This window comes from Microcoleus sp. MON2_D5 (assembly GCF_036701905.1).
Lineage (GTDB): Bacteria > Cyanobacteriota > Cyanobacteriia > Cyanobacteriales > Microcoleaceae > Microcoleus.
The window spans coordinates 1-19,095 of record NZ_JAUBRM010000078.1; the positions used below are offsets into that span (position 1 = coordinate 1).

At 47.4% G+C, this 19,095-nt stretch carries 25 protein-coding genes; 8 read left to right on the forward strand and 17 right to left on the reverse strand.

Features of this window, described 5'->3' with window-relative positions:
- Window positions 1–319: 319 nt before the first annotated feature.
- From QUA47_RS23715 to QUA47_RS23725, 3 genes are read left to right on the forward strand one after another with little or no spacing between them, the layout of a single operon-like run.
- Complete coding sequence (locus QUA47_RS23715) at window positions 320–3,496, forward strand: CHAT domain-containing protein (protein WP_445302545.1); 3,177 nt, start codon at window positions 320–322, stop codon at window positions 3,494–3,496.
- 49 nt (window positions 3,497–3,545) lie between these two features.
- A complete protein-coding gene (locus QUA47_RS23720) occupies window positions 3,546–4,229 on the forward strand; it encodes a tetratricopeptide repeat protein (protein ID WP_333432560.1) in 684 nt (227 codons plus the stop codon).
- The gene (locus QUA47_RS23725) at window positions 4,213–4,413 is read left to right on the forward strand and encodes a hypothetical protein (RefSeq protein WP_333432561.1); all 201 of its coding nucleotides are present in this window, start codon (window positions 4,213–4,215) and stop codon (window positions 4,411–4,413) included. Before QUA47_RS23720 ends, QUA47_RS23725 begins: the two co-directional genes overlap by 17 nt.
- Window positions 4,414–4,548: 135 nt before the next feature.
- Here QUA47_RS23725 and QUA47_RS23730 read toward each other — a convergent pair whose 3' ends face one another.
- From QUA47_RS23730 to QUA47_RS23750, 5 genes are all read right to left on the reverse strand, one after another.
- Window positions 4,549–5,367: a hypothetical protein gene (locus QUA47_RS23730; protein ID WP_333432562.1), complete on the reverse strand. Its 819-nt coding sequence runs from the start codon at window positions 5,365–5,367 to the stop codon at window positions 4,549–4,551.
- A gap of 151 nt (window positions 5,368–5,518) precedes the next feature.
- A complete protein-coding gene (locus QUA47_RS23735; protein WP_333432563.1) occupies window positions 5,519–6,532 on the reverse strand; it encodes a tyrosine-type recombinase/integrase in 1,014 nt (337 codons plus the stop codon).
- 86 nt (window positions 6,533–6,618) lie between these two features.
- Window positions 6,619–6,945 carry a hypothetical protein gene (locus tag QUA47_RS23740; RefSeq protein ID WP_333432564.1) on the reverse strand — a complete coding sequence of 109 codons (327 nt, stop codon included), beginning with the start codon at window positions 6,943–6,945 and terminating at the stop codon, window positions 6,619–6,621.
- A gap of 70 nt (window positions 6,946–7,015) precedes the next feature.
- A complete protein-coding gene (locus QUA47_RS23745) occupies window positions 7,016–7,723 on the reverse strand; it encodes a hypothetical protein (RefSeq protein WP_333432565.1) in 708 nt (235 codons plus the stop codon).
- A gap of 223 nt (window positions 7,724–7,946) precedes the next feature.
- Entirely contained in the window at window positions 7,947–8,519 is a 573-nt protein-coding gene (locus QUA47_RS23750; RefSeq protein WP_333432566.1) for a hypothetical protein, read from the reverse strand.
- A gap of 245 nt (window positions 8,520–8,764) precedes the next feature.
- Here QUA47_RS23750 and QUA47_RS23755 point away from each other — a divergent pair, with 245 nt between their 5' ends.
- Both QUA47_RS23755 and QUA47_RS23760 read left to right on the forward strand, forming a co-directional pair.
- Window positions 8,765–9,106 carry a hypothetical protein gene (locus tag QUA47_RS23755; protein WP_333432567.1) on the forward strand — a complete coding sequence of 114 codons (342 nt, stop codon included), beginning with the start codon at window positions 8,765–8,767 and terminating at the stop codon, window positions 9,104–9,106.
- A gap of 56 nt (window positions 9,107–9,162) precedes the next feature.
- Window positions 9,163–9,615, forward strand: a complete 453-nt coding sequence (locus QUA47_RS23760; protein WP_333432568.1) for a hypothetical protein — start codon at window positions 9,163–9,165, stop codon at window positions 9,613–9,615.
- A gap of 328 nt (window positions 9,616–9,943) precedes the next feature.
- Here the strand turns inward: QUA47_RS23760 and QUA47_RS23765 are convergent, their stop codons facing one another.
- From QUA47_RS23765 to QUA47_RS23815, 11 genes are all read right to left on the reverse strand, one after another.
- Window positions 9,944–10,696 carry a DUF4336 domain-containing protein gene (locus tag QUA47_RS23765; RefSeq protein ID WP_333432569.1) on the reverse strand — a complete coding sequence of 251 codons (753 nt, stop codon included), beginning with the start codon at window positions 10,694–10,696 and terminating at the stop codon, window positions 9,944–9,946.
- A gap of 233 nt (window positions 10,697–10,929) precedes the next feature.
- Window positions 10,930–11,139: a hypothetical protein gene (locus QUA47_RS23770; RefSeq protein ID WP_333432570.1), complete on the reverse strand. Its 210-nt coding sequence runs from the start codon at window positions 11,137–11,139 to the stop codon at window positions 10,930–10,932.
- 300 nt (window positions 11,140–11,439) lie between these two features.
- Window positions 11,440–11,880 (reverse strand): hypothetical protein, encoded by a 441-nt coding sequence (locus QUA47_RS23775; protein WP_333432571.1) that lies wholly within the window; start codon window positions 11,878–11,880, stop codon window positions 11,440–11,442.
- A gap of 332 nt (window positions 11,881–12,212) precedes the next feature.
- A complete protein-coding gene (locus QUA47_RS23780; protein WP_333078826.1) occupies window positions 12,213–12,347 on the reverse strand; it encodes a hypothetical protein in 135 nt (44 codons plus the stop codon).
- Complete coding sequence (locus QUA47_RS23785; protein ID WP_333432572.1) at window positions 12,337–14,508, reverse strand: hypothetical protein; 2,172 nt, start codon at window positions 14,506–14,508, stop codon at window positions 12,337–12,339. Before QUA47_RS23785 ends, QUA47_RS23780 begins: the two co-directional genes overlap by 11 nt.
- A complete protein-coding gene (locus QUA47_RS23790) occupies window positions 14,508–15,044 on the reverse strand; it encodes a hypothetical protein (protein ID WP_333432573.1) in 537 nt (178 codons plus the stop codon). Before QUA47_RS23790 ends, QUA47_RS23785 begins: the two co-directional genes overlap by 1 nt.
- Before the next feature lie 14 nt (window positions 15,045–15,058).
- Window positions 15,059–15,778: a hypothetical protein gene (locus QUA47_RS23795; protein WP_333432574.1), complete on the reverse strand. Its 720-nt coding sequence runs from the start codon at window positions 15,776–15,778 to the stop codon at window positions 15,059–15,061.
- Window positions 15,779–15,860: 82 nt separating this feature from the next.
- Complete coding sequence (locus QUA47_RS23800; protein ID WP_333432575.1) at window positions 15,861–16,079, reverse strand: hypothetical protein; 219 nt, start codon at window positions 16,077–16,079, stop codon at window positions 15,861–15,863.
- 2 nt (window positions 16,080–16,081) lie between these two features.
- The gene (locus tag QUA47_RS23805) at window positions 16,082–16,291 is read right to left on the reverse strand and encodes a hypothetical protein (RefSeq protein WP_333432576.1); all 210 of its coding nucleotides are present in this window, start codon (window positions 16,289–16,291) and stop codon (window positions 16,082–16,084) included.
- 5 nt (window positions 16,292–16,296) lie between these two features.
- Window positions 16,297–16,473: a hypothetical protein gene (locus QUA47_RS23810; protein WP_333432577.1), complete on the reverse strand. Its 177-nt coding sequence runs from the start codon at window positions 16,471–16,473 to the stop codon at window positions 16,297–16,299.
- A gap of 2 nt (window positions 16,474–16,475) precedes the next feature.
- Window positions 16,476–17,012, reverse strand: a complete 537-nt coding sequence (locus QUA47_RS23815; protein ID WP_333432578.1) for a hypothetical protein — start codon at window positions 17,010–17,012, stop codon at window positions 16,476–16,478.
- A 171-nt stretch (window positions 17,013–17,183) separates the two neighbouring features.
- Here QUA47_RS23815 and QUA47_RS23820 point away from each other — a divergent pair, with 171 nt between their 5' ends.
- From QUA47_RS23820 to QUA47_RS23830, 3 genes are all read left to right on the forward strand, one after another.
- Complete coding sequence (locus QUA47_RS23820) at window positions 17,184–17,447, forward strand: ribbon-helix-helix domain-containing protein (RefSeq protein WP_333432579.1); 264 nt, start codon at window positions 17,184–17,186, stop codon at window positions 17,445–17,447.
- 150 nt (window positions 17,448–17,597) lie between these two features.
- Window positions 17,598–17,981 (forward strand): hypothetical protein, encoded by a 384-nt coding sequence (locus tag QUA47_RS23825; protein ID WP_333432580.1) that lies wholly within the window; start codon window positions 17,598–17,600, stop codon window positions 17,979–17,981.
- A 503-nt stretch (window positions 17,982–18,484) separates the two neighbouring features.
- Window positions 18,485–18,793, forward strand: coding sequence for a hypothetical protein (locus QUA47_RS23830; protein WP_333432581.1), 309 nt, complete (start codon window positions 18,485–18,487; stop codon window positions 18,791–18,793).
- Window positions 18,794–18,881: 88 nt separating this feature from the next.
- Here the strand turns inward: QUA47_RS23830 and QUA47_RS23835 are convergent, their stop codons facing one another.
- Window positions 18,882–19,064, reverse strand: a complete 183-nt coding sequence (locus tag QUA47_RS23835) for a hypothetical protein (protein WP_333432582.1) — start codon at window positions 19,062–19,064, stop codon at window positions 18,882–18,884.
- Between the last annotated feature and the right edge of the window lie 31 nt (window positions 19,065–19,095).

The window sequence follows — 19,095 nt, forward strand, 5'->3', positions numbered from 1 at the left end:
GTTGTCTTTGTTAGTCTCTACGTTGTTCGGTAGTTCGTTAATTTTGATGATGAGTTCAAGCTTGCCAATTGTCATAGATAGTTTCGTTGGTTTGATGCGGTGCTTTTCTGGTACTTTATCAGCTTTGTTATATTCTCCAGCCTAGGGGGAGAACATACAAAGCTAAATCAGCGGTAATTTTCTGACGGCCAGCCCCCAACCCTTGCCGCTACATTGAATATTTGCTGGTTGCGCCAAGGTGCAATCGACCTTACTTCTTCCTGTCTTTACGCTAAGCAAGCTAGTGATTAATATTGACAAAAATACAAAAGGGGTGGCTATGTTCGATCGCACTCAATGGTTTTTGGCTGGTATGTCGATCGCGCTTTCGGTTCAGTTAAGTCAGCCAGTGGCAGTAGCCGTATATGTTAGCAACGCCGTACCAACCGCACAAACTAACATTAGCGAGGCTGCCAAAGTATTAAACGAAGGACTACAACTGTACGAGCAAGGAACGGCCCAAGCAAAAAGAAGTGCGATCGTCAAATTAGAAGAAGCATTAAAAATGTATCGAGCGGCGGGCGATCGTCGCTGGGAACCTGTCATCATCCGCAGCATCGGCACAATCTACTCAGATTTGGGAGAGAATCAGAAAGCTCTAGAGTATTACAGCCAGTCCCTTCCCCTGAGTCGGGCCCTAGGTGATCGTGGTGGGGAAGCGAACACCCTCATCAACATCGGCAGAATTTACTCAGAATTGGGAGAGAACCAGAAGGCTCTAGAGTATTACAGTCAGTCGCTTCCCCTGTTTCGGGCAGTAGGCGATCGCGGTTGGGAAGCTGTCACCCTCAATAACATCGGCAGAGTCTACTTAGCATTGGGAGAAAAACAGAAAGCTCTAGAGTATTACAGCCAGTCGCTTCCCCTGAGACGGGCAGTAGGCGATCGCGGTGGGGAAGCTACCACCCTTAACGATATCGGCACTATCTACACAGGTTTGGGAGAAAAACAGAAAGCTCTAGAGTATTACAGCCAGTCGCTTCCCCTCAGCCGGGCAACAGGCAATCGTGGTGGGGAAGCTACCACCCTCAACAACATCGGCACTGTCTACTCAGATTTGGGAGAAAAACAGAAAGCCCTAGAGTATTACAGCCAGTCGCTTCCCCTCAGTCGGGCAACAGGCAATCGTGGCGTGGAAGCTAGCACTCTCAACAATATCGGCACTGTCTACTCAGATTTGGGAGAAAAACAGAAAGCCTTAGAGTATTTCAGCCAGTCCCTTCCCCTGATTCGCGCAGTGGGCGATCGTGGCGTGGAAGCTAGCACCCTCAACAACATCGGCAGTGTCTACTTAGATTTGGGAGAAAAACAGAAAGCCCTAGAGTATTACAACCAGTCCCTTCCCCTGAGTCGGGCAACAGGCGATCGTGGCGTGGAAGCTAGCACCCTCAACAATATCGGCACTGTCTACTCAGATTTGGGAGAAAAACAGAAAGCCCTAATATATTACAGCCAGTCCCTTCCCCTGAGATGGGCATTAGGCGATCGCGGTGGGGAAGCTCGCACCGTCAACAATATCTGCAGTATCTACCAATTTTGGAAAGAAAATCAGAAAGCGCTAGGGTGTTACAATCAGTCGCTTCCCCTGTTTCGGGCAGTAGGCGATCGCGGTGGGGAAGCTGTCACCCTCAATAACATCGGCAGAGTCTACTTAGATTTGGGAGAAAAACAGAAAGCCTTAGAGTATCACAGCCAGTCGCTTCCCCTCAGTCGGGCAACAGGCGATCGTGGCGGGGAAGCGAGCACCCTTTTCCACATAGCTTATGTTAAACGCAATCAAAACAATCTTACCGAAGCCCTCAACGACATTGAATCCTCTCTCAAAATCATCGAAAATCTCCGCACCAAAATAGCCAGCCCCGAACTCCGCAGCTCATACTTTGCCACAGTCCAGGACTACTACGAATTCTACATCGATTTGTTAATGCAATTGCATAAAACTAATCCTAAATCCGGTTATGATACAAAAGCCTTAGAAGCCAGCGAACGTTCGAGGGCCCGCAGTCTCCTTGAACTTCTCCAAGAAAGTAACGCCAACATTCGGGAAGGCATTGACTCCAACTTACTGCAACAAGAAAAGAGCCTGCAACAGCAACTCGATGCCATTGAAAAGCAGCGCATCGAAGCAATCAGCAGCCCCAATCCCAACGCAACTAAAATCACTGAAATCGACAAACAGCGGCTCGCACTTTTGGAACAATATCAACAAATTCAAGCCAAGATTCGTACCGCTAGCCCCCGCTACGCTGCCCTCACCCAGCCCCAACCTTTAACACTGCCAGAAATTCAGAAACAGATTCTCGATGAAAACACGATTTTATTGCAATATTCCCTCGGCCCAGACCGCAGTTATTTGTGGGTTGTGACATCAACAGGACTAACCAGCTATGAATTGCCAAAACGCGCAGACATTGAAACAGCAGCCCGCAATTTCCGAGACGCAGCAACTAGCCCAATCCAAAGAGATATTCCCCAACAAGTTGCCGAAGCGAGTGCCAATCTGGGTCAATTAATTTTACAGATCGCAGCAGCCCAATTAGGAAACAAACGCTTATTAATTGTTCCCGACGGCGTGCTGCACTATACCCCTTTTTCGGCTTTAACTATTCCCCAAACTCGGGGCCAAAATACCAATGTTCCCTTAATTGCCGAACATGAAATTATTACCCTGCCTTCCGCCTCAAGTCTCGCCATTCTCAGGCAAAATTACGGAGATAGAAAACCGCCGGGGCAAACTTTAGCAATTTTAGCAGACCCTGTTTTCAGTCCAGACGATGAAAGAGTTAAAGGACAACTTACCCAAGCAACAACAGAAAAATTAGAAGCAAACAACCTCGGTTTAAATCAATCGCTTCGTGCTTCTAATCGGGGATGGCCACCCGAACGCCTACCATTTAGCCGCCAAGAAGCCCAAACAATATCTAGCTTATTCCCCTCAGCTTCTAGCAGTCAAAAGATTGATTTTGATGCCAATCGCACTACCGCCACCGACGGCAGTTTAGCTAATTATCAAATCGTTCACTTCGCCACCCACGGCATGGCTAACAGCAAAAATCCCGAACTGTCAGGAATTCTGATGTCTACGGTAGATGAAAAGGGCAATCTTGTCAATGGTTTTTTGCGCCTCACGGATATTTTTAACTTGAAACTGGCGGCAAATTTAGTAGTTTTAAGTGCTTGTCAGACGGGAATGGGACAGAATGTTAAAGGCGAAGGAATGGTGGGATTAACACGGGGTTTTATGTATGCAGGGGCGCAGCGGGTGGCGGTGAGTTTGTGGAGTGTGGATGATGAAGGAACTGCTGTGTTAATGCAAAAGTTTTATCAAAAAATGCAGGAACAAAAGTTAGCGCCGGCGGCAGCTTTGAGGGCGGCGCAGATGGAAATGATGCAGCAGGAAAAATGGAAATCTCCCTATTATTGGGCTGCTTTTACGTTGCAAGGCGAGTGGAAATGATATAGCGGACATAATATCACTTTTTCCTGCCTTTACCCTAAGCGAGCTAGTGAGTAAGATTGACAAAAATACAAAAGGGGTGGCTATGTTCGATCGCACTCAATGGGTTTTGACCGTTATGTCAATCGCACTTTCGGTTCAATTAAGTCAGCCAGTAGCAGCGGCCGTGCCAGTTGGCAAAACCGTACAAACAGCACAAACTAACAGTAGCAACGCTGCCCGAAAAGTATATGAAGAAGGAGTACAACTCTACAATCAAGGAATGGGGGAGTCAAGAAGAAGTGCGATTGTCAAATGGGAAGAAGCATTAAAGCTGTATAGAAAAGCGAGCAACAAAGAAGGGCAAGCACTTAGCCTCCTCAGTCTTGGCAGAGTTTACAGTGATTTGGGAGAAAAGCAGAAAGCGCTAGAGTATTTAGGTCAGTCGCTTCTCCTATTTCGGGCAGTAGACGATGGCAGGGGGGAAGCTCTCACCCTTTCCAACATGGCTTCTGTCAAACGCGCCCAAAACAATCTTACCGAAGCCCTCAATGACATTGAATCCTCTATCAAAATCATCGAAAACCTCCGCACCAAAAATACCAACCCAGAACTTCGCAGGTTATACATTTTTACACTGCAGGAACGATACAAATTTTACATCGACCTGTTAATGCAACTGCACCAAGCTAATCCTAACTCCGGTTATGATGTCAAAGCATCAGAAGCTAGGAAACGTGCTACAAATCATTAAAAAGCAACGCAATGTGATGAAGCTCGATCGCTATGAAATTAGACCCCTGAATAGACAAGGCCCCACCAAAAAAAAACCCAACAAACAACAAATTTTAATATGTGTAGATTTTATTGTTGAGCCACAGCCACGCCGATCGCCCATCAAGTCGCCAGATACAAACCGCTGGAATCATTCGGCTTAGCGTGTAAGTATTTCGAGGTTGTGGCAACCGACGCATGGCCCAAAGTTTTGTTGAGCAAGTGAATCGGGGCTCGCCGATTCAGCGCGTGACAAATATTAACCCCTCAATAATTAAAATTAAACAAGTTAATTTACATCATTTCCTAAATGATTTGTAGCGGCGTAAGATAAAAGAATAAAAATAAACAATTACAACGCCTATCCACAAATAAATCTGTAACACTTTCAAGGCTATAAAGTCTAATACTGATTCTTTTTCTCTTTGTATTTTAACTGGCTGGGAACCGCTAACTCTGCTTTCTAAATTAATTGTTGTGTTTGGACTGCAATAGTTCACAGAGAGGTTATATTTTATTTTTTCGATAAGAAACTCCCAATTAGCAGGCTCTAGCCGAATGGCATCATCAGCACCACTTTCGCATAAGTATCTCTCCCGATCGCCTACCATGAGTTGACCGCACAGTTTTAAAATAACGGGAATTTGTGCGGTTTCCGGGTTGAGTTTTAACATTTTGGCAATCTTCACCCCATTCACTTGCGTATCATTGTATTGACCCGAATAAGCTGTATTGACTACAATTATATCCACTTGTTTGTTAGCTGCGATTTGCATTGCGGTTTCTACGTCAAATCCATAATATGCAACAAAAGTAGATTTGAACCTAAACGTTTTCGCTGCCAAACTAAAATTTAACCAATCATCTCCAACCATTAAAACCTTTGTTGAGGCTTTAAGCTGTTCAGGTTCATCAATCTCTGCGATTGCACAACAATTCATAGGATGAAAATTAAAAATAGCAATTATTTTTAATTGTTCATTTTGAAACCCTAGTAAATGAAACCAGGCTTTTGCAGGAAATGAGCAATAGACTAAATTCCACCGACAGGAGTTTTTATCTGGATCACAAACCAGTAATTTGGTATAACAAAGCCAGAAAGAAAATCCACTACTCATTTTTTGATTCTACTTAATTCGCTACTTTTTTTCGTAAACAAGTTTGTGATTTTAAAGATACCTATTTGACTTTTACTTGGCTCTCAATTAATGCGTTCGCTTTTTATTGAAGCCAAGTATACAACTGTTCACATGGCAACCGTTTGATCGCTCAAAACATTCCATCAAGCAGGTCGGTAACATCCTGTTGGTCGCGACCCCGGTTGTCGTCATAGATCATTAATGTATTCAAATTCTTGTGCCTGCTGAGTTTCTGAACTTTTCGCACATTCCCATCCGTAGCATCGAGGGCGGCAGTAATGGCGCTATGCCTTATCCGGTGAGGAGACATCTGCTTTTTAATACCTGCGCCCTGACTGTGCCGAACAACAATCTTGCGGATGCCGTCGCCGGTGAGCCTATGTCCAGAGTGAGCAAAATCTAGGGAAGTAAATAAAGGGGCTTTCGGGGCGCTATTCCCACCGCGAGCATCGAGCCAGTCGGCGATCGCCTGCACAGTACCAGGGCCCAAATCTACAATCTCAGACTGAGTGCCGCGCCCTTTGCCCAAAATTCTTAGAGTAGCCGCGCCCGGATCGAAATCGCTCACATTAAGCTGCGATACCTCATTCCGTCTCAGAGCATTGCCCCACAGCAGTCTAAGCAGAGCATAATCTCGCTTGCCTGAGACAGTCGCCCGATCGCACTGACCCAAAATCCGCTCAAAGGCACGGGTATCAATCCCAGCCGTATCGCGATATTTTTGGGCTTTCTCTCCCTTGATATCTTCCAAACTGAAACAGCAGGTACCCATTTTTCTGCCCATCTCGATCAGAGACTTGAGCGCTGCCAGTCGCCGGTTAACTGTGGCTTCTTTAAGTGGCGCTTTCCGCCCCTCACCGCTGATGAGCTTAGCTTTATATTTCAATACCACCGCCACAGCCTGCCGCTCTTCAAGGTGCAGGAATTCCAGCACACTGTCGCGACTGGGTGGCTTTCCCGTCATGGTCTGGAAAAAGTCGGTTACATCTTTTTCATAGGCCCGCTTGGTATTGAGCGAGCGCTTATCTGCCAGAAGTTGTTGGAGCACGTCGGGGTCTTCGTCAAGGAGGGGGGCAAAGCACCTCTCAATTTTGGCACTGAGAGAGGTTTCGAGGTGATGGCTAGAAAGTTCAGATTGATTCATTTTACGGTATTGATAATCGTAATTTCCGATAACACTAGGACAAAAAGGGGCCCCATCCCGATTTTTAGGAGATGGGGCAACTGGGATTAGAGATTGAGAGGCACTCCCCTGACCAGATAAAATTCCACTGGCACTCCTGACTGGGCAACCGCCGCTAGTCGGTAATAGCCATCAATGATTTTGTAATTCTCCGAGAAAATCAGTATCGAGCCAGCTTTCCACTCCCCGTCCTGCATTGAAAGCGCGTAATCGTCAATCACAGCCTGATCAATCTCCCGTTCCTGTTCCACTCCAAAAGAGAGGTATCCTTTTGCCATCTCAGGGGTAATGGTGACAGGAATCAATTCGCTTCTGTGGCCATCCGGGCTAGCAGAGCGGATAAGGGATTCGAGGTCGTCGTTGCTGTTGTTCATGGGCTTAGTTCTTTGCGATAACACTAGGACAAAAAGGGGCCCCGTCCTTTTTTGGATGGGGCTACGGCATCTAGGCCGCGAACTTCAACATCTTGAGCATGGCTGAGGCTGTCGCTTGATTTTCAGATTCAAGCACGATCGCCGGGATGTTTTCGCCGGCCTTCGGATTTAGCTGCTTTACCAGCACTGCCGCGTGATACTGAAGATGACCGGACACAACCTTATATCCGCCACTATGCCGAACCAGTACCGGAGGAACCAGGAAGCCGCCCAGTACCAAGCTCAACTCCCCTAAAATTTCGAGCTCGTTTCGATCGAAGTTGCTGACTGATATATCCGAACTGATGCGACTAATTGGGACAATCAGCGGCAGAAGTTTTTTTGCGGAGATCGGCTCAATCCGCCCGCGGCCGATCGCTGTTGGTGTCGTTGGTGCGGCTGCGGGTTTTGTAGGCGCGGGGATGGCTGCGGGTGTTGCTTGGGCGATCGAAGTTTTTTCGGTTGTGTGTGTTGCGTCGGTTTGGGCGATCGGCGTTGCTACTTCGGTGGCAGCTTCTGCAAGTGCGGCTTCTGCTTCGGCTTTGGCTTGGGCAAGTGCCTCAAAGCAGGATACTGTCGCCTCCCAGTGGCCCCGTTTTACATCGCTTGCGGTTTGGGAGACTTGGCAACAATAGCGGTTATCTTCGATCAGTCTGGCAAACGGACACTCTGCACAGGTAAAGGCGGCGGGTGCAGAATCGTCGATCGTCGTGGCGGTAGCAGTTTCGGTTAAAATCATGGGAGTCCTTCGTTGGGCTAATTCCGCCGGCCTTTGGCGTCCAAACTTCGGGCCGGCGGTTGTTTTTGGGTAAGCTTTGTCTTACCTGTATGTCTTACATTATCTCCGTTTGTAAGACTTATGTCAAGAGGTAGTAAGACAAAGTTGTTAGACATAGGTAAGACTAATGTAAGGCAGGTGTAAGACGGACGATGTGAGGTTATGGTCTTACACCCTGTCTGAGTTATGCCGTCGCATTCCAGATATCAGCCTGTGTGACGATCGCCTTGAGTCTCCCGGCGATTGCCGCTCGTGTACCATTTCCGCTAACTTTCTTGGCGGAGGCCAGCTTGCGGATATTCTGGATAGTCATTTTATTAAGCAGTCCCTCGATGTCGGCTGCTGTTGTTGTCGGTGTCGGGACGATCGGCGTGTCTGTGGTATCTGTGGCTTCGACATCAATTGCTGGCTCAACATCTGGCGCGGCTGGTTCCGGTGCTGTCGGCGCTGTTGGTTCCGGCTCGATCGCTTCGGATGGCGTAGTGGCGGCTGGCTCAAGAATGCCGATCGCGTCGGTGGCAAACTTGACTACAAGTGCATCTTTGAATGTAGCGATTTCAGTCGGATCGACGTGGTGCAACATCATCAGCGCTGTGTCAACTTGGGAGAGAGCGGACTGGCAAGCTTGCTCGACTGATTGTAGTTGCTGCTGGTGTTCTTGGAGTTCGCTGAGCTTGGCTTGTAAGGCTGCAATCTGGGCGTTAGTCGTTTCGATTGCTGTAGCGATTTGGTTGAATTTGGCGGCGAGTAATTGCATGGTTTTTCCTGTGGTGTGATGTGGCTGTAGTGGTTGCCGTGTATGGGTTTGTTTGAAGTGTCTTACCCTTATGTCTTACATAGTAGCAATTCGTTAGACGATTGTGGAGCGGTTGTAAGACTAATATGTTAGACATAAGCAGGGTGTATGACAAACAAACGTATGACAGAGTTTTGCTTATATGTCCTACAAACAGCGACTGATGTTATACAATGGCGTCATACATATATGACCGAGGTAAGACAATGGCGTCAACATCGTTAACTTTTCGCTGTCCAGACGAAGTGCTGGAGGCGATCGACAATCTAGGGAAAGAGCGTTATCCGGCGGCTAATACTAAACACGGGTGCGATCGCTCTAAGACTTTGATCGACATTATGCGGGCGGGCATCGAGGCGCTAAATGATGGCTCTGTTGTCTTACCCGCACCCGCAGAAGCCAGACAACAGTCGTCTGACGTAAGACAAAGCTTGTCAGACAGCTCGTTAGAGGCGCGTATTACAGAAATTGTCCAACGTCAGACAGAACCATTGTTTGCAGAGAAGTTCGCAGTGATCGAGGAACGCCTGGAAAAGTTGAGCGCCTGAGTGACTCATCGCCACCACCATCACTCAGGCAAGAATTAGAGGCTAAGAATAAAGAATTGGGATCAAGGACGCGACAACTAGAAGAGCAAGACCGGGAACTGTTAAAGTTTCATGAGCGGATCGGGGACTTATGGCTTAAGGTGCAAAGCTTGAAGGAGCAATTAGAGATAGAACGCAGCGATCGTAAAGATATTGAGGAGGAGCATTGGGATAAGGTGGAGGTTCTCACAGAATTGCGATCACAACTCTCCGAACTCCAACAAAATCTAGCCACCGCTAACCAACAATTAGAGGAAGTGACAGCCGATCGCCAGCAAGTCGAGGCCCAACTTTCCGACCTGCAAAAACGATTGGATGAAGTCGAACAGAATTCAGCACCAGTGATCGACTTATCCGATAAAGCTGGCGAAGTCATGAACTTCTTTAGGACGCTCCTGCCAAAAGACACCAAGCTACCCAAAAATACTATGACCAAGCTTAGGGAAATTTTGGAAGCAACAGAAGATTAGAAGGTCGATCGCCCGATCTCCCCCAAACAAAAAGCCCCCGGCGATGTCGGAGGTTTTTTTCACGATGGGTAATTTGCAATTGGTAATTGGCAATGAGTCTTTGCCCCAATTAGTGCAGTATAACCGTTGGGAACTTGGGCGATCGGTTGGGTTGGTGGGTAGCTCAATCCTTCCCATAGGGTTTTAGTTCCTTGTCTAGTTCGGCAGCATAGGCAACAACATCAGACTTAAAGAAAAACAGTCTTTCTAAGCACGGCTCCCCAGAATATTTAGAGTGTCCGAGGGTGTCGAATTTGTTATCGTTGGATAGCTTGCTGTCGTCTAAACATTATTCAAGCCAGCGAAAAGCACGCCGTAACTCAGCAGTACCGTTATTCTCATACCAACGACCGTGGGATAGGATAACTTTTTCAGGGTTCCACTGAAGTATTCGCTGTAAGCAGCTACGTGCCTGTTCCTTTTTCCCGAGAAATGTCATTCGCAAATCCAATGGGAGTTTTCCATCCGGATCAGCAACACCCCCTAATTTAAGTAGCCAATGCAACTGCTGACTCACTTTATTTAGTTCAAAGTTTTCGATGAGATCGGCAAGGATAAGAGTGGCGCTCTTGCGGTGGAAAAAGACGACTTCTTCCATAAATCGACCGCCACGAAAGATTAATTGGTCTAGGTCTGCTACCCACTCATGTGGTGGTTCATCTTCCAAGTCAGCATCAAAATCGACTGCAATTTTCTGCTGCGCGGCACGCTGGCGAACACCTGGAGATGCCCATGCTATAGCTTCTGGATAGGCGCTAGTCCAAGCACCGATATGGGCGTAATGAATTTTGTTGGGCGAAATGAGGTGGCGCAGTGAACCGAGGGAGTCAATTTGAGCTTTCAGTTCTGGAGTCAATTCTGTTGGTGAATGGCACCATAGGTCACCAGTGCTCAGTCGCACAATCGTCATTCGGGTTGGGAAGGGCACTTTTGCTCCATACATTGCCATCTGCACGATGGAACCATCTACGATCCAAAGATCTTCGTCAACCTGTTTCAGAAGGTTGATTGGTTCATAAAGTGCGATTGCGTCGTTGCTCATAGCTAGGAAAGGAAGGTAAAGGCTTACTGCTCTAGCGTAGGGTATAAAAGTAGGCTAGCAGTGCCTATCACCTGCCGCAAGTAACGTCTGCATCAAACCGATTATCTGTTGGTAGGCAGTGTGCCTGGGCGTTGTTAGCTTGTGTCTTCCTTGCTAAAGCACTCGCAATTTTATAATTGAAAGATGCAAAAGCTTATGATCGCCCGACCTGACAACTGGCATCTGCATCTACTTTACCCTTGCTCTTGCTGTTGCTTTTTTACCCGATCGACCCAGATATCAATCCTTGCTTTCGCCACTGCTACTCCCGATCGTGCGTCGAGAGTTTTCCCAAGTACAATGCAGCGATATTGCGGGCACATCACCTGCCACGAGCCATCAGTGAAGGCAGCGGCGAAGTAGCCATGATATATAAAGATGTCGCTGATGTTGTATGTCTCCATTTTGTTGTTTCACTGTTTTTGCTCTCGCTCTTGCTGCCGATCGCGCATCAGGAGTATTGATCGATCTTTGCCTTGGCGGCTGCCTCTGCCAAAGCGGAATTGGCGGCAGTGTCTTCGATTCGGAAGTAATACTTTGAGCAAATCAATTCCCACGCCCCATCGACAAAAATAGTCACGATGTAATCGTGGTATATGAAAATATGGCTGAGGTTGTATTTTTTTCATTTGGCTCCTATTACTAGCTGGTTTTGTTCGTTAGATCCTCTCTAACACCGTAGCGCTCGGTTGTGGTGTCGATGTTCAGCGGGCGATGTTCAGTGCTGTCATCTGTTCATGGTTTAGTTGCACGATCTGCTGCGGCGGTTGCCAGCGGTGCCCCCAGTTCTGGCGAAGTCGGGGGAGGGCGATCGGACTGGGAAAGAGTTTGGCATTGTCAACCCAAACACCAACACCTGATTGCTGATTCGCATAGTAAGCATCAAATTGAGCCCGCGATACTTTTGCCAGTTTGCCTTGTCTAGATTCGCGCCACAGTTGATCGACTGTTAGAGATTCGCGCTTCACCACTTGGACAATGCCCAATACTTCCGCAGTGGGCAAGGTGGCATAAATTGCAATCCTATCGCCCGGTTTTAGAGATGCGCCAAAACTTCCTTTTCTGAGTTCGATCGACTTTGGGTTGTGGGTGTTGAAGAAGGCATCCGCCCAAGTCGGTCGCACCGAAATTAAGTAAGTATTCATTGCTCTTCCCCTCGGCATTCACACTGAGCACGAGCGCCAAGATGATTGAATCTATATATGCGTTGGCAGCATTCGCACACTTCATTATCGAAAGCTACCGACGCAGGAGCTACCACGAGCCAAGCACCGGGATATTCAATAATTTTTGATTCTGGCTCCTCTTTTTTATTGCTCGATACAAAGCCAGAATTCGGAGATTGGCTGTGATTTTTCATTATCCAATTTGAGATGTGAATCTGCTCGCCTTTCTTTAATTTCATGCTTGCTCGCTCTCTTGTTAGTTGTGCGCTAATGAGTTGGGTGTTAGTTGTGCGCTAATGAGTTGGGGCGGGTTAGTTTCTGTCGTCGTTGTTCCAGCCGTCTTCTTCCAGGATGATGTTTCCCCGTCTCACAAACTCAGCAAAAATTGCGTCATAAATTGGGTCAAGAATAAAGTCCGGCACGAGCCGCAATAACTTACTGAGCATCGTTGCTACTCCTTAGAAACTCTTGAATTTTTGGTAACTGCGAAATCTCCCCATCATCGTAATTCTCAATCAGCCACTTGAGCAGCGTCTTTCCGTGCCGTGAATAACTGCGAGTTGGATGGTCGTTTTTCTCACCGCATTTCAAGACTGACTTGATAATGTGGCGTATATTTGCACCCGATAAAGCAGCGTCAGACACGGACACAAATAATTGCTCAGGAGCCAGGCTAGGGAACATCTGACCAAACCGTCGGACAGTCCACACGAAGCCGGACACTTCGCCGGACAGCTTATCTGACAAAGGTTCTGGCTGTCCGTTGTCATAGTCGGACACTTCCTCTGGGGAATCCTCTGGGGAATCCTCTGTCGGACTATCGGACGGCTTTTTATGGCCCAAATCGAACTCTAAATCGTATACCCGTTGCAAGTATTCAGAGTCAGAGAGGTGTGGTCTTTGACGGGTTTCGGCATCTATTGTTTGAGTTGTTTGAGTGGTCGTTCCTTGCTCTCGCTGAATCAAATACTGCCTAAATTTCTCAACATCAAAAGCTAAGGATTCGCTTCTTTCTTCTGGCGTAAGTTTGATAATAGCCTTCTCGATATAAGGTAGCAGACCGACGTTCCCATTCCCCAGAGTAGTGAAGAAAATGGGAATCTGTTTCGCCTCAGATTCAGGCATTAACTCATTAACTTTTGCTAAAAGCGTTGCCCTTTGAGCATTATCGGAGACGATGTACTGGTTCTTAATCGACAACTCAACCAGCAGATAATCGCCCTTAGTTTTGCCGTCTTCAGTTTTCACCAAAAGCCCCTGGGCTACAATCGCCATGTTTGCCCGCAAGTTCGCGTCTCCCACCAATCCAAGCGCTTCAAGGTTTAGCGACTGAGCTAACACCAGAAGGCAAACATTGTAATCTCGACCGACTGTAATAATGTCGAGCAACATTAATTCAATCTTTGCCCAAAGAGCTTTGTAAGCCTTTCTAAGCGTCAGAACGATTGATGACCAATCCTCTAAAATCAACCGTAACGGGGGCAAATGTTTGCGGTCAGCTTCTGATATGTTGTCAAGTCTAGCTAAGAAATTCTTGTGGAAATTTTCGATTAATTTGTAGGCTTTCGTTGGGTCTATCGAGTTAAAAATGGTCAGCTTTCCCGCTTTTCGCAGCCCACAAAAGCTATCGTTCTTTCGCCCCAGAATCCATACCGATGCAACTTGTGCTTTCTTTCTAGCTTGGTAATAAAGCGAATCTAACCAAGCGCTTAGAGTATGACTTTTACCCGCCCCGGTAGACCCTGCAAGAATCATTGACTTGTCGGAATATGCTAAGTCATCTAAGAGCTGTTCTCCGGGGGTTTTGGGTGATTGAATTGCTGGTGCTGTTGCCGATTCAACCTTGTCGCCGGGATAGTTGATGCTGTCGAGTGTTTGTGTCCCAGTTAGCAGGAAAGGAGTTTTCTGCTTCCGCAAAAAGTCCATATATTCGCGCTTTTTGTCCTCTGGCAGACCCGCAACTTCTGCCTCAAAAACGGCTTCGTCAGCATCCATTTGAGCAATCCTCACATCGGCTTCGCCCAGAACTTCACACTGCCTCAGAGCCACAGCACAATCATTGGCCACAGCTTCTAATTCGCCTTGCACTTGAACTTCCTTGACCGCCATACTGCGATAATCTTCAAGCAGTTCAGTACGAGCATTGAGTTGACCTTTTGCCAAGTCGCGCTTCTCTGCGATGGCTTCATAACTTGCAAGCTGGCGTTCGGAATCCTGCAAGCTTCGCAACCCAACACCTGCAACACTAAAGCTACCAGCAGCAAGCGCCATCCATAGCGCTTTGTGTGGATTGGTTGCAGGGATTGTGCTGTGAAAAACCACCTCACCGGGGATACCGTTAGCCTTCCACTGTTCTGCGTGGTACTTGGTCATGATGTAGGGCTTGCCTGCCTTGTCAGCGCATTGCAGTGATTGTTTGTTACGGATACAGACCTGCACCATGTCGCTGGCCGTTCCTCTCAGCGCATTGATGCCCCCATACACTCCCAGTACAAGCGCTAGAGCCACAGCCGACAACTTACCCGCAATTGGGAAGCTTTCAAAGGTCAGCAACAACGCACGGTTAGATTTAAGCAATTGAGCGTGTTTGGCTGTCAGTGGCGACATTATTTGTTTGCTCCTTTGAACTTGAAAAATAAGCAAAAAACGATAGCTACAAGCGCAATTGATGGCAAGTAATCAAAGTAGTTGGGACTAGGGTTTTTCGCAGTCTGGAGTTCTTTAATTCCTGTCTCCAGACGTATTTTTGCATCGCTTGCTTGTTGGGATTCGGTGACTGGTTCGGCAAGGCTAGCAATCATGCCGAGTGTTACACCACCGCCAACAATTGCGGTAGATAGGCGATGCTGCGATTGCCCGGTAATCTTGGCTGCTAAATAGATTTGATAGAGGCCAATTGCAAACACCGACCCGCCTGCGACTTGCATGGTATGGAAGGCGAAAACCACTGCTGAACCAATAGCTGTGGGTGCTACGACTTCGCAGAAATTAGCAGCATCCCGGTAGTGACGTTCGGCATTGGTTTCTTCTGGCTGCGGTTGGTCAATTGTTGGTGCTGTAACTTGCTGATATTGCTGTTGTTGTTGCTGCTGAATGCCCCCTCCCACAAAGGAAAGGGGACTGGCCCCGATGAATTCGTGCATAAGTCCCCTTTTGTTTAACGGTTGTTGAAGTTCATTACGTTCGCAAACCAGCCGCCAAATCCTCTGGGTGTACCAGTCGCGGAGACACCATTGGAGAGATTGCCTGATCCGATGACAACTGGGATTTTTTCTTGAGTTCCTTTGTCTGACCCAACTGTTGCCCGCTTGAGTAAGTTTTGGCGTTTTTCCTTGAGCGATTCTTGAATTGTTTGCCTTTTCTCTGCAACTTCACCCCGATTTGCGATGGCTTCCATCTTGTTCTCGTGACGCCATAATTCCGCCTGTAAATCGCCCACAAGCTCAGAAGCAATCTCGGCTAGTCCGTGCTGTCGCCCAGTCTCGATTTTCAGCATTGCTGCGCGGTCGCGGGCATCTAGTTGCTCCATCTCCGAGCCAAACTCCGCATTTAGTTTGCGAATTTTGGCAATGGCATTGGCAACTTTGGAACCGAATTTTTTCCTAATTTCAGTCCACTTGACCTGACCGTCAGCAATTTTCCCCAAGGACTCCAGATAGGTTTCAGCGTTGTCAAGGAATGGTTCTAAAACTAAGGCAAGCTGTTCGGAGTTGGCAGCTTTGTCCGCCATCGCTTCCAGTTTGTTAACGTCGCTTAAGTAAGAGAGGATGTCGGCTTCTGTGTCGGCCCAGTCTCCCGCTTTTTCGTCAATGTATGGGCTGTGTCCGGCTGCGGGATTCTTTATCGCTATGCTGCTGTTATCTCGGCCAAAATCCATAGTAAAATTCTCCTTAGATACCTTGTACGGTGTTTGAAATCTCCCCCTTTTAACGGGGGGAGATTGCTTGCAGGCCAGTCGATTACTTATCTAGGGCAGTCGGCTGGCTTGAACTATGGTTGTTGCTGTTGTTGATGATTGTCAGGTTGCCGTGAATAATTGTCGGCTCCGGGACTCTTTTTGCTCCAGACTGATAGCCAGTATCGTAGCCGACTGCAAAAATTAGAGTGCCAGCCACAAGCGCACCGCCAACCATTATTTTGGTTACATTTTTGTCGAAGTCTTTGTCATCGTCGTTCATCGCTAAACCTCCTCAGATTTCACGTCAATTGCATCCTCACCGTCTTTCGACAAATCCTTGCGTGTTGGAGTTGGCGATGGCTTATGGTTGATAACTGTGCCAGCAATAAAATCACCTTCGATTTTCTCGACATAGTTCCCACCGTTCGTATTGATAACCCGTTTGCCGGGTTGGCCATCTTCAAACACTACGCCATTGATGATTCGTACCATATTAATCAATCCCTCAAACTGTTAATTTGCCCCAATACTTCAATGCCTTTTGCATCAGCTACCCCCTCATCTCTTAGCTGTAATGCAGCAGCTAGTAAAGCCTCCTGAGATTTGCTAGCTGTAACGTTAAATGTTCTGGTGGTGTTGCATTCCCGTCGGATTTTCACTTTGAAATAAGTCATTCTTAAGACTCCTGTAAATCAGCAAGCGCTGCCTTAACTTCTTCAGTAAAGCCAAGCCTTAATTCTGCTGCTGCCTGCTTGCCTACCGCCCGTCCCAGTTCGCGGTAGTTCTTTAGCAACCCAGACTTAAAGGAAGCAATTTGGCTCAGGTTATCATCGGCAACAGTTGAAGCTGTTTGGGCGATTTGGTGGTGTTGTTCCACAAACACAATCGCGGTTGCTGTCGGGAGTGCTGGTGCTGCGGGTGCTTTCTCTACCAATTGGCGCAACTGGGTAAGCTTGCCAGCATTCAATAACTTAGCGGCATCTAGAGCCAATTGCGAGTATTCGGTCGCCCGTGCAGCTCCACGGCGCAAGGTAGCGAGATTCAATCCGTAGATGCTCTGGAGCTTGGAAATCGATTTTTGCAGGTCGGCCTTGCTCAGCTTGAGAAGGCTCATCATCTGCTGTGCCGTGTACCAGTTTTCCTCCGTCTCCGGCTCAGATGTATCGATTGGCTCGCACTCAATGTCAATTACAGCAAGGCTTTCGGGTTTCATAGTTTAGTCTGCCTCAGAAACGATATTTATCGATAGAAACGATTCCTATCGATAGGTGTTAATATAGCAGCTAGCTTCCGAAGCTGTCAAATATCTTCTGAAGCTATCCGAGAATTCCCCTTGAGGACAGCTTCTGAGGTTTACTGAAGATATCTAATATCTTCGGAGCTTATGGGAGTTACTAAAAAAGCGAAAATTACATTTACTTGTGAGCCAAGTCTTAAGGACGGTTTAGAGGTATGGGCGCAATCAGAAAGCCGCACTCTCTCAAATTTGATAGAGATGATTGTTCGGCAGGCTTATCAAGAACGCTCTACTCCTGATCGACCCGATCGCTCCGCCGACCCACAACCCACACAACCCCAGCCCGCCCGAACCGAAACAACCGCAGCAGCAACAAAAGCCAAGCGGGGCAAAAGTGCGGCTAAAAGCTGAAGCGTTAGCCGATCGCCTTGCCGACTCGCAGCCCGCATCCAAAACAGAACCCGTCCTGCCAACAGCTAAGCGACAAAGCAAAAAATAGAAGACTTGAAAGAGCCACAAAAGGGGCACACAAGAGCATCAACTATTGAATAAAGAAACAAAATGAACAGTTCCAATGATCGGCTAGACCGAATAGAAGCAATTCTTGCAGCCACAGCCATTCAGCAGCAGGCAAACACAACCGCCATTGACCGACTGACTGATCGCGTTGACCGGATTGCCATGCAGCAGCAGGCAAACAGCGAGGCGATCGGGCGGCTAGAAGTTCAAACCCAAGCAAACACAATTGCAATAGACCGACTGATCCAACGTTTTGAGGGGTTAGCTTCAGCAATCCAGAGCCATCAAGAAGCGTTGAGGTTGGTTTCTCGGCAGCACAACGAATGGCGCGAGCAAATGCGAATCATTCAAACAGAAATCCGCGACCTCTGGCAGTACCTCAACAACCAACTCCGAAACCGAGGCAACGGTGGCGGGCAAAATTGAAGTGATCGCTCTTGGGGAGTTGGGGTTGGGCGGTCAATCGCCCTGCCGACCCGCACTCGCGAGAAATAGTCGCACTCGCGAGAAATAGTCGCACTCGCGAGAAATACCCGCAATCGCGAAAAAGTCTAGTGGTGAGGCAAAGAAAATCAAACGCTGATTCTAAGAAACCTTAGAAAACTCTAGGAAAACTTGAAAAATAGTTCGCGAGTACGCGACTTGTACTTTAGTTTTCTTAAGAAGTCGGTCATAGTCTGTCAGGGGGTGTCAAGGGGTATCAGGCATTGTCAGGAGCAACCAAATTACTGTAACTTTTACAGTAATTCTGTAATATTGTAAGAAGTTTGCTCGATCGAATGCCTCCCCAAAAACTATATGCTACACAGCATCTAAGTGATGAACCCGTAAACCGCCAACACTTCTCAGCGTTTAGCGTGTAGGGTTTTGATTAACCTTGGCATAAGACACCTACTGCACTATTTTGAGCTAATCGCTCAAGCGATGGTTTGGAAATTAGTTTGAGACGTGCGATCGCATATAGTTTTCGGGTGCTATACTTCGAGTATTGCTACCAAACCAACTATATGCTTTACAATCCGAACAAGGTCAAAGTCGGAGTTTGGCTACAGCCAGAAGTAATTGCTAATTGCGATATATACGCCGAGTATATATCGCAATCTCGTTCTGGCTTTATGAATGAAGCTTTAAAGCTTTATATCAGGCATCTAGAAAGGCATTGCGAACTAATTGAAGAACGCGCAAAAAACGGAGCAAAAATACAGGCACAAAAACACGAAGAAGCGCGAGTAGCCTGAGCTTCTAGCGCTTCTTGGGTTATTTTAAATAGACTTTTAACTTTTGTCGATCGAACTTGGCAGAGAGACGACAAAAGTTAATTCACCTTCACAACTCGGCTTCGTTAAGAGCGCCGATTACCTTCTCATAATGACACAAATCGAAAAAAGAATACAGCCCTGGTTTTGGGCTGTTTTTGGGGTTCGTAACGGCCTCCCCGCTGTCTGTAGCAGTGCCCCCGCCATCTGTAGCGGTTCGATCGCGCAAATTCTGAATTTTGACGCTACCCATAGTTTTCAACCGCCCGCAAAGCCTTGTGATA